9 protein-coding genes are annotated in these 9691 nt (G+C 72.9%); 6 read left to right on the top strand and 3 right to left on the bottom strand.

The annotated features are described in order from the left end of the window. Positions 1 to 107: 107 nt before the first annotated feature. The gene (gene chcB, locus ACZ4YY_RS21180; protein WP_468292220.1) at positions 108 to 911 is read right to left on the bottom strand and encodes a 2-cyclohexenylcarbonyl CoA isomerase; all 804 of its coding nucleotides are present in this window, start codon (positions 909 to 911) and stop codon (positions 108 to 110) included. Positions 912 to 1269: 358 nt separating this feature from the next. Here chcB and ACZ4YY_RS21175 point away from each other — a divergent pair, with 358 nt between their 5' ends. Then, positions 1270 to 1437: a DUF3117 domain-containing protein gene (locus ACZ4YY_RS21175; protein WP_003966491.1), complete on the top strand. Its 168-nt coding sequence runs from the start codon at positions 1270 to 1272 to the stop codon at positions 1435 to 1437. Positions 1438 to 1521: 84 nt separating this feature from the next. On the opposite strand, the gene ACZ4YY_RS21170 is transcribed toward ACZ4YY_RS21175, so the two are convergent. Beyond that, on the bottom strand, positions 1522 to 2220 hold the full coding sequence (locus ACZ4YY_RS21170) for an O-methyltransferase (protein WP_468292680.1): 699 nt from the start codon (positions 2218 to 2220) through the stop codon (positions 1522 to 1524). A 236-nt stretch (positions 2221 to 2456) separates the two neighbouring features. On the opposite strand from ACZ4YY_RS21170, the gene sigE reads away from it, so the two are divergent. From sigE to ACZ4YY_RS21145, 5 genes are all read left to right on the top strand, one after another. Further along, positions 2457 to 3167: an RNA polymerase sigma factor SigE gene (sigE, locus tag ACZ4YY_RS21165; RefSeq protein WP_468292678.1), complete on the top strand. Its 711-nt coding sequence runs from the start codon at positions 2457 to 2459 to the stop codon at positions 3165 to 3167. Further along, on the top strand, positions 3164 to 4093 hold the full coding sequence (locus tag ACZ4YY_RS21160) for an anti-sigma factor family protein (protein ID WP_468292217.1): 930 nt from the start codon (positions 3164 to 3166) through the stop codon (positions 4091 to 4093). Before sigE ends, ACZ4YY_RS21160 begins: the two co-directional genes overlap by 4 nt. Positions 4094 to 5005: 912 nt before the next feature. Beyond that, a complete protein-coding gene (locus ACZ4YY_RS21155; RefSeq protein WP_468292675.1) occupies positions 5006 to 6742 on the top strand; it encodes a S1C family serine protease in 1737 nt (578 codons plus the stop codon). Between the two features lie 201 nt (positions 6743 to 6943). Next, the gene (locus ACZ4YY_RS21150) at positions 6944 to 7396 is read left to right on the top strand and encodes a sec-independent translocase (RefSeq protein WP_468292214.1); all 453 of its coding nucleotides are present in this window, start codon (positions 6944 to 6946) and stop codon (positions 7394 to 7396) included. 171 nt (positions 7397 to 7567) lie between these two features. Then, positions 7568 to 8227: a hypothetical protein gene (locus ACZ4YY_RS21145; RefSeq protein ID WP_468292211.1), complete on the top strand. Its 660-nt coding sequence runs from the start codon at positions 7568 to 7570 to the stop codon at positions 8225 to 8227. Positions 8228 to 8519: 292 nt separating this feature from the next. Here ACZ4YY_RS21145 and ACZ4YY_RS21140 read toward each other — a convergent pair whose 3' ends face one another. Next, positions 8520 to 9653, bottom strand: coding sequence for an Mrp/NBP35 family ATP-binding protein (locus tag ACZ4YY_RS21140; RefSeq protein WP_468292210.1), 1134 nt, complete (start codon positions 9651 to 9653; stop codon positions 8520 to 8522). Positions 9654 to 9691 lie beyond the last annotated feature (38 nt).

Genomic DNA, 9691 nt, shown 5'->3' with positions numbered 1-9691 from the left:
CTCCCCCCTATCCTCTCCTCCCCCCCCCCCCCCCCCTCCTCTCCCCCCCCCCCCCCCCCCCCCCCCCCCCCCCCCCCCCCCCCCCCCCCCCCCCCCCCGCCCGGCGGTCACCTTCCCAGGTACTTCGGCTTCTCCTTGTTCACGAACGCCTGCACCGCGATCGCGTGGTCCTCCGACCGCCCCGCCCGCGTCTGGAGCTCGTCCTCCTTCTCCAGCGTCTCGGCGAGGGAGTGCGACAGCCCGTAGGCGACGGCCTCCTTCAGCGCCGCGTACGCCAGTGTCGGGCCCTCGGCCAGGGCCCGCGCGACCTTGCCGGCCTCCTCGCGGAGCGCGTCCGCCGGGACGAGCCGGTTGGCGATGCCCAGCTCGTAGGCCTCCTGCGCCTTGAGGCTGCGCGGGAAGAGCAGCAGGTCGGTGGCCCGGCCGGGGCCCACCACACGCGGCAGGGTCCAGGAGACGCCCGAGTCGGCGGTCAGCGCGACCCCGGCGAAGGAGGTGTTGAAGGCCGCCGTGTCCGCCACGACCCGGTAGTCGGCGGCCAGGGCGAACCCGAAGCCGGCTCCGGCGGCGACGCCGTTCACCCCGGCGACCACGGGCTTCGGCATCTCGACGAGGGCCCGCACGATCGGGTTGTAGTGCTCCTTCACGGTGCTCATGGTGTGGCCCGTGCCGGTCTCCCGGTCGCTCACCAGCAGCCCGATGTGCTCCTTGAGGTCCTGGCCCACGCAGAACGCCCGGTCCCCGGCCGCGGTCAGCAGCACCGCGCGCACCGCACCGTCCCGCGCCGCCGAGTGCACCGCCTCCCGCAGGGCGACCTTGGTCGCGATGTTCAGCGCGTTCATCGCCTCGGGGCGGTTCAGGGTGATCGTCGCCAGCCCGTCGCTCACCTCGTAGAGCACGGTGTCGGCCATGGGGGTCCCCTCACTACTGGTCGGTACGCCGGTGTCCGAAGGACAGCATGGCGGACATCGGCGGGGAGGCGCCGTAGCGGACATGTGACCTGCGTCAAACGTTTCGGCGCGCTCTGTGGCCGACGGAAGTCCGTGCGGCCGCGAAGTATCGCAGTCACATCGCCGAATTGAGTGGTTTTGCTCGCGCGCGTTGCCCAAGCGATGCCGGCCGATGTTGGTCATCGGGTCCTGAGATGCGGGATAATGGCCTGGAAGCAATGTGTTCGATGCCGGTGTCGCGTGTCCCCTCAGGGCTGCGCGTGCCCTCCGCGGGGCCGTCGGCTTTGACGATGAGCTGGTTTCAGGAAGGGGAACGAGCATGGCGGCCATGAAGCCGCGGACGGGTGATGGCCCGCTCGAGGTGACCAAGGAGGGGCGGGGCATCGTCATGCGCGTTCCGCTCGAAGGCGGCGGTCGACTCGTCGTCGAGCTGACCCCTGACGAGGCCGACGCGCTCGGCGACGCCCTCAAGAAGGTCGTCGGCTGACGCGCAAGCGACCATACCCTTTCAGCCGCCCCGGCATCCCTCCCGGATGCCGGGGCGGCTGTCTGTACCGGCGCGTCGTCGTCGCTACCGCTTGACGGCGCACAGCAGTCCGTCGCCCACCGGCAGCAGGGACGGCACCAGCTCCTGGCTCTCGCGCACGGCCCGCAGCAGCTCGCGGATCCTTATGACCTCGGTGGGCTGGGGGCCCGAGTCGACCGTGCGGCCGTTGGCGAAGACGCCCTCGAAGACGACGAGCCCACCGGAGCGCAGCAGGCGCAACGATTCAGCGAGATAGTCCAGGAACTCCAGGCGGTCACCGTCGCAGAAGACCAGGTCGTAGCCTGCGTCGGCGAGACGCGGCAGGACGTCGAGAGCGCGCCCCGGGATGAAACGGGCCCGGTTGCTGGCGAAACCGCACGCCCGGAAGGCCTGCCGGGCGAACTGCTGGTGCTCCGGCTCGGGATCGACGGTCGTGAGCACCCCGTCGGGGCGCATACCGTGCAGGAGGTGGATCCCGGAGACGCCGGTACCGGTACCGATCTCCGCGACCGCCTTCGCGTCGACGGCGGAGGCCAGCAACCGCAGCGCGGCGCCCGTGCTGGGCGACACCGAGCGCAGCCCTGCCTCACGGGCCCGGTCACGGGCCCAGCGCAGCGCGTCGTCCTCGGCGGCGTAGGCGTCGGCGAACGCCCAGCTTGCCTGCCGGTTGCCGGTAATGACCCTCTCCTGTCCCCGTGGTTGCCTCGGCGTGACTGTATCCGTTGCCGACGGGAACCCGCAGATGGGACCGCGCGTTTGAAGGGGTGGGAACGGCGACGGGGGGGACACAGTTGGATCACGACGAGGGACGGGGCGTCGAGCAAGTGCTGACGCAGCCGTATGAGCCGTATCAGCACAGATCAAATTCTCGTAAAACCGCTTATCCGGAGCTAACGGGCGAGGTGGCTATGGTAGGGGCTCCACTGGACACCACCAGAGCCGACAGGGGAGGTGCGGCCGCGCCTGTGGATCGGGGAGGAGTGCTCCGGCGCTTCCTCGGCACGGCGGGCAGGCCGACATCTGTGAACGACACCGCTGACCACAGCCACGCCACCGGCGGCACCGCCGGCCGCACCCAGACCGCGACCTTCTCCACCGACGCGGACGGGCAGGCGTGGACTCCGCCCACGTGGGAGGAGATCGTCAGCATGCACAGCGGCCGGGTCTACCGGCTCGCCTACCGCCTCACCGGCAACCAGCACGACGCCGAGGACCTCACGCAGGAGGTCTTCGTCCGCGTCTTCCGCTCCCTGTCGACCTACACGCCCGGCACCTTCGAGGGCTGGCTGCACCGCATCACCACCAACCTCTTCCTGGACATGGTCCGCCGCAAGCAGCGCATCCGCTTCGACGCGCTCGGCGAGGACGCCGCCGAGCGGCTGGCCAGCAAGGAACCCACCCCGCAGCAGATCTTCAACGACGCCCACTTCGACGCGGACGTCCAGCAGGCCCTCGACACCCTCGCGCCCGAGTTCCGCGCCGCGGTCGTCCTGTGCGACATCGAAGGACTGTCGTACGAGGAGATCGCCGCGACCCTCGGCGTCAAGCTGGGCACGGTCCGCTCGCGCATCCACCGCGGCCGGTCCCAGCTGCGCAAGGCGCTCGCGCACCGCTCACCCGAGGCGCGTGCCGAGCGGCGCTCCTTCATGGCCCGTGTGCCCGCTCTGGGGGGAGGGGGCGCAACCGCGTGAGTGGATCCCGCCCCACCCCGGCCGAACAGCATCTGGGCGACCGACTCTCCGCCCTCGTCGACGGCGAGCTCGGTCATGACACGCGTGAGCGCGTGCTGGCGCACGTGGCGACCTGCCCCAAGTGCAAGGCGGAGGTCGACGCACAGCGCCGGCTGAAGAACGTCTTCGCGGAAGTGGCCCCGCCCGCCCCCTCCGAGAGCTTCCTGGCCCGCCTCCAGGGGCTGCCCGGGGGAGGCGACCCGGACAGCGGCGGCATGCCCCCGCTCGGGGGCGGCTTCGGCGCGAGACCCGGGGCCCCGTCCGGCGTCTTCGGGATGAAACGCGACGAACCGTTCGAGTTCGGCTACGTCCCGGCCCGCGACCACGGCTCCGTCCTCGCGCCCTCTCCCGGGCGCGGCTTCCGGGTCCACGCCGTGAGCCGCGGTGACGCCGAGCGATCACGCGGGCTGCGGTTCGCCTTCGCAGCCGCCGGCGCGGTGTCGCTGGCGGCGATCGCCCTCGGCGGCGTCACCACCGGCATGCCGGCCGACACGGAGGCCCGCGGTGGCTCCGGCAGCAACGTGACCCCGGCCCGCACCCCGGGCACCGGTTCCGCCACGCTCCCCGACAGCCAGCGCCGGCGCACCACCGGGCCCCTGCTCAGTCAGGGCGGCCAGATGCTCGGCGAGACCCCGATGGCACCCACCCAGGTGTCCGCGCCGCTGCTGCCCGGCGTGCCGGCCCCGGCCGTCGGCCATGCCGAGCGGGCCCTGCACCGGCTCGCCGCGCCCATGGTCGCCGGCGCGGCCGCCATGTCCCCTCTCATACGCCCGCTCGGCACGACCCCGCCGATCGCCCTGACCGCCTGGAGCGGTCTGCTCGCCGCGCCCGTCCCCGACGGCGTCTCGACCCCCACCGCCTCCCCCTCCTCGGGGAACGCCCGCTGACCCGGCCGCTGCGCCCGCGCGCCGCGAACCTGGTTGAATCCAGTCAGGCCGAGTTCGATGTACGGCCCCCGCCGACGAGCCGAGCCGTGCCGTGGCGCGCCGGGGCCCGAGTACGGGGAGAGCATGAACGAGGGGAAGCCCACGAGGGCGAAGTGGTGGAGCCGACCTCGCCCCCACAGCCCTGCCGGGCCGGCGGGTGCGGGCGAGACGGCGGGGCCTGAGACCTCCACCGAGGGAGCGGTGCCTCAGGGAGCCGTGTCCGAGGGGACGGCCGACGCGGGGACAGCACCTGATGTGGCGGTCCCGGCCACCGAGAACCCCGCCGGTGACTTCGAGCTGGCCCGCCCGGCCGGGGCGCCGGACGTTAAGACGGACACCGAGGGCCATGACGGGACGTCTGCCGACGGCGGCGGCTCCGGCGAGGGCGGCTCGGCCGACGGGGGCCGCCCGGCTGAGGGCGGCTCGGGTGAGGGTGACTCGGCCGACGGCTCCCATGAGGGCAGCTCGGCTGACGGTGGCGGCCCGGGCCAGGGTGGCTCGGCCGACAGCGGCTCTCACGACAGTGGTGACTACGAGCTGAGTCGTCCGGTGCGGGCGGCTGCCGTCACGGAGGCCGAGCCGGAGGGTCCGGGGACGGCCCCTGTCGTCGAGGCGGTCGAGCCGGTCGAGGTGGAGACCCCGGGAGGAGCCACCGTCGACCTGACGGCACCGGTCGTCGAGCCGGCCGCACCGGCCACCGATCTGACGGCACCGGTCACGGAGTCGGCTGCACCGGCCACCGACCTGACGGCACCGATCACGGAGTCGGCCGCACCGGCCACCGATCTGACGGCACCGGTCGTCGAGCCGGCCGCACCGGCCACCGATCTGACGGCACCGGTCACGGAGTCGCCGGCATCGGCCACGGAGTCGATGGCGCCGGTCGCCGAGTCGACGCCACCCGTCACCGAGCCGGCCGAGCCGTCTGTCCCGCAGGTGGCCGACCCCCTCTCCGCCCGGCCCAAGCCGTTGCACGACCCCGATCCCTACAGCACCCCGCCCTACGGCGAACCGGGCCCCTGGGCGCCCGCCCCACCCGTCCAGCACCCGGCGGCCGCGGCTGCTCAGGGCACGGCGCACCCGGCGGCCGCGGCTGCTCAGGGCACGGCACTGCCCGCCCCCGGTGTGTCCGTTCCGCCGGTGGCTCCCGGGGCTCCGGCCCCCGCGTCCCGTGCGGCTGTCCCGCCCCCGCCGCAGGTGCCCGGTCCCCAGGCCTCAGGCGCGCCCGGCTCCCAGCCGTCAGGCGCGCCCGGCGCGGCCGTGCCGCCACCGGGCCCGGCGATCTCCGGCGCGCCCGGCACGGCTGTCCCGCCCCCGGCTTCCGCGGAGACCGCCCCCGGATCCGCAGCCCCCGGCGCCCCCGTGCCGCCGCCGCCCCTGGCTCCCGGGGCCCAGATCGCCGGAGCCGCCCCCGATCCCTGGCACCGTTACGACCCCTGGGCCGCCACCCCCCTCTCTCCCCTCCAGCAGACCGGCGCCGGCGTGGACAGTGCCGAGCAACGGCGCCGGCGGGGACGGAGCAGGCTGGTGGGCGGGGCGCTGGTGCTCGCGCTGGTGTCCGGACTCACCGGCGGCGTCGTGGGCGTCCAGCTGGAACGCAACGGCGGGATCGGCGGGGTCGAGCTGCCGCAGGCCTCCGCGGAGCCGACCGGCCGTCCCGCGGACAGCGTGGCCGGGATCGCCGCCCGCGCCCTGCCCAGCGTCGTCACCCTGCACGTCAACGGGGGCGGCGAGTCGGGCACCGGCACCGGGTTCGTGCTCGACACCCGCGGTCACATCCTCACCAACAACCATGTCGTCGAGCCCGCGGGGACGGGCGGCGAGATATCCGTCGTCTTCAACGGCGGGCAGACCGCCAAGGCCGAGATCGTCGGCCGGGACAGCGGATACGACCTGGCCGTGGTGAAGGTGAGCGGCGTGCAGGGCCTCGAGCCCCTGCCGCTCGGCAACTCCGACACGGTGCAGGTCGGCGACCCGGTCGTCGCCATCGGTGCCCCCTTCGACCTGGAGGGCACCGTCACCTCCGGCATCATCAGCGCCAAGGAACGCCCCATCACCGCCGGAGGCGAGAGCGGCGACGGCAGTGACGTGTCGTACGTGGACGCGCTCCAGACAGACGCGCCCATCAACCCCGGCAACTCCGGCGGCCCCCTCCTCGACACGCGAGGCCGGGTGATCGGCATCAACTCCGCCATCCGCTCCGCCGCCGACGGCTCCGACTCCGGCAGCGCCCAGGCGGGCTCGATCGGCCTCGGCTTCGCCATCCCCGTCAACCAGGGCAAGCGGGTCGCCGAGGAACTGATCAACACCGGCAAGGCGACCCACCCGGTCATCGGCGTCACCCTCGACATGGCGTACACCGGCGACGGGGCCCGTGTCGGCACCAAGAGCGGCGACGGCGGCTCGGCGGTGACCCGGGGCGGCCCCGGCGAGAAGGCCGGCATCCGGGCCGGGGACGTCATCACCGAGGTGGACGGCCAGCGCGTCCATTCCGGTGAGGAACTGATCGTCAAGACCCGGGCCCACCGCCCCGGCGACCGTCTGGAGCTGACGATCGAACGGGCCGGGAAGGAAGTCACCCTCTCCCTGGTGCTCGGCTCGTCCGATTGACAGAAACCTCACACATCGGACGCCGAATCGTGCTCCGGAAAGGCAAACAACGCGGAAAACAGGTCGCCCGTACGCACGTGACCACCTCGGGACGGTACCGGTCGGACAGGTACGACAGGTACCGTGGACCCGGCCCGGACCCACGGAAGACCGAACTGACCACCGAGGGCCGAGGACCGCGGACATCGCAAGGAGCTTCAGGTGTTCAATGACATAGGTGCGCTCGAGCTGGTGACGATCGTCGTCCTGGCCGTGCTCGTCTTCGGTCCGGACAAGCTCCCGAAGGTCATCCAGGACGTGATGCGCACGGTCCGGAAGATCCGTGAGTTCTCGGAGAGCGCCAAGCAGGACATCCGCGCCGAGCTCGGCCCGGAGTTCAAGGACTTCGAGTTCGAGGACCTCAACCCCAAGACGTTCATCCGCAAGCAGCTGGACAACGACGAGCTGGGGCTGAAGGAGATCCGCAACGGCTTCGACCTGAAGAAGGAGATGGCCGAGGTCACGGACGCCGTCCACAGCCACGAGGCGGCGTCCTCGGCGTCCTCCTCGTCCGCTGCGGTCTCGGGTTCGTCCGGCGGTCGCGTCGACATGGAGAAGAAGCCCGAGGAGCCCGGCAAGGACGACCGCCCGCCCTTCGACGCGGACGCCACCTGAGCCCCCTGCGCCCCCCGATGTGAGGGGGCGCACGCCCCACGCGCCGGGCGGCTTCCCCCCGGCCGGGAGCGGGGTGGCTATGCTGCCTGGTTGTTGTGCGGACCGGACGAGAACGCCCGAAGGGGGGCGGGCCCGGGGCGGTCCGGCGAGAGCGAGGAGGCGTCCGGGCAGATGGAGACGACGAGTCGGGCAGTCGCACAGACGCCGGCCGCGGAGGGCGGACAACAGGTCCCCTCCGCCCGGCGCACGGTCGACGGCTATCTGGAGGCGCCCTTCCCCTGGTACGGCCTCGACGAGGCCTTCACGGGGCCGCGCTGGCTGATGCAGGTCGGCACCGCCGCCGACGGAGCCGTCGAACACGGTTCGGTCGGGCACGGTGACGAGCCGTCCGTCAGGCACGAGACGGCCGGGGAGGAGCGCGGGAAGTTCGCGGTCGTCGTGACGGTCGCCGCGCACCCGTCGCGCAGGAGCGCCGACGGCACGGGTCTGCTGGAGGCCACCTCGGTGTCCTCCGCGGCGTGGCTGGCCGGGGTGGGGCTGCTGTCGTTCACCTGGCCGGGCCAGATGGACCACAGCCTGCGCGACGACTGGATTGAGCAGCAGACCGAGACGGCGTGGGTGCTGGCCGACGACCTGGCCGGCGCGGACTGGTCGACGCTGTCCCTGCCGGTCGACGGCGTGCCCACCCCCTTCCACTACCGCGAGTCCGAGTTCGGCTGGGTCCTCGCGGGTTCCACCCAGGAAGGGGTGCATCTGGGGGCGTACGGGAGGGGCATGAGCGCGTACGGGCTGGGCTTCGCCGTGATCAAGGACATCGCCGCCTACGCCTGACGCCGCGCGTCGACGCCGCGTGTGACGCGATGGGTGACGCCCTGCCTTGACGCATGGCGTTGACGCCCCGCGCGACGCCATGCGCTGACGCCCCGCACGACGGAGGGCGCCGCGCACGACGAAGGGGCGCCGCGCGCGACGGAGGGGCACCCCGCACGACGAAGGGGCACCGTGCGCGACGGAGGGGCACCCCGCACGGCGAAGGGGCACCGTGCGCGACGGAGGGGCGCCGCGCACGTCGAAGGGGGGCGCCGCATGATGCGGCGCCCCCCTTCGTATCTCGGGGACCGCTCTAGAACTTGTTCTTCGGGGTAATCCCCAGGGACAGACCCGACAGGCCCCGCTGGCGCCCTCCGAGCTTGCCCGCGATCGCGCGCAGGGCCGAGCCCGCCGGGGAGTCCGGGTCGGTCAGGACGACCGGCTTGCCCTCGTCGCCGCCCTCGCGCAGGCGCACGTCGATCGGGATGTTGCCGAGGACGGGGACCGTCGCGCCCGTCGTACGCGTCAGGCCGTCCGCGACAAGCTGGCCGCCGCCCGTGCCGAAGACGTCGACCATCTCCCCGCAGTGCGGGCAGGGCAGGCCGGACATGTTCTCGACCACGCCGACGATCTTCTGGTGGGTCTGGACGGCGATGGAACCCGCCCGCTCGGCCACCTCGGCCGCCGCCTGCTGGGGCGTCGTCACGACCAGGATCTCCGCGTTCGGGACGAGCTGGGCCACCGAGATGGCGATGTCGCCCGTGCCCGGGGGCAGGTCCAGCAGCAGCACGTCCAGGTCGCCCCAGTAGACGTCCGCCAGGAACTGCTGGAGGGCGCGGTGCAGCATCGGGCCGCGCCAGACGACCGGGGCGTTGCCCGGGGTGAACATGCCGATGGAGATGACCTTCACGCCGTTCGCCGACGGCGGCATGATCATGTTCTCGACCTGGGTGGGACGGCCGTCCGCGCCCAGCATGCGCGGCACGCTGTGGCCGTAGATGTCGGCGTCGACGACGCCCACCTTCAAGCCGTCCGCCGCCATGGCCGCCGCGAGGTTCACCGTGACCGACGACTTGCCGACGCCGCCCTTGCCGGAGGCGACCGCGTACACGCGGGTGAGTGAACCGGGCTTGGCGAAGGGGACCTCGCGCTCGGTCTGACCGCCGCGCAGCGCGGTCGCCAGCTCCCTGCGCTGCTCGTCGCTCATCACGTCCAGGGTCACGTCGACGCGGGTGACGCCCTCGACGCCGGAGACCGCGTCCGTGACCCGCTGGGTGATCGTGTCGCGCATCGGGCAGCCGGAGACCGTCAGGTACACGGTGACCGCGACCGCTCCGTCCGCGCCGATCTCCACCGACTTGACCATCCCCAGTTCGGTGATGGGGCGGTTGATCTCGGGGTCGTTCACCGTCGCCAGTGCTTCGCGCACCGCGTCTTCCGTAACCATAAGGACGATGGTACGGCGCCCCGCGGGGCGCCGTGGAT

The organism is Streptomyces sp. NPDC030143 (genome assembly GCF_055573695.1).
The sequence above is the reverse complement of the archived record's forward strand: the minus strand, read 5'-3'. Positions and strand labels throughout refer to the sequence as shown.

Excerpts from the sequence above, each read along its gene's own strand:
- chcB (WP_468292220.1), bottom strand. The coding sequence starts at position 911 with ATGGCCGACACCGTGCTCTACGAGGTGAGCGACGGGCTGGCGACGATC.
- ACZ4YY_RS21175 (WP_003966491.1), top strand. The coding sequence starts at position 1,270 with ATGGCGGCCATGAAGCCGCGGACGGGTGATGGCCCGCTCGAGGTGACC.
- ACZ4YY_RS21155 (WP_468292675.1), top strand. The coding sequence starts at position 5,006 with ATGGCGCCGGTCGCCGAGTCGACGCCACCCGTCACCGAGCCGGCCGAG.
- ACZ4YY_RS21145 (WP_468292211.1), top strand. The coding sequence starts at position 7,568 with ATGGAGACGACGAGTCGGGCAGTCGCACAGACGCCGGCCGCGGAGGGC.
- ACZ4YY_RS21140 (WP_468292210.1), bottom strand. The coding sequence starts at position 9,653 with ATGGTTACGGAAGACGCGGTGCGCGAAGCACTGGCGACGGTGAACGAC.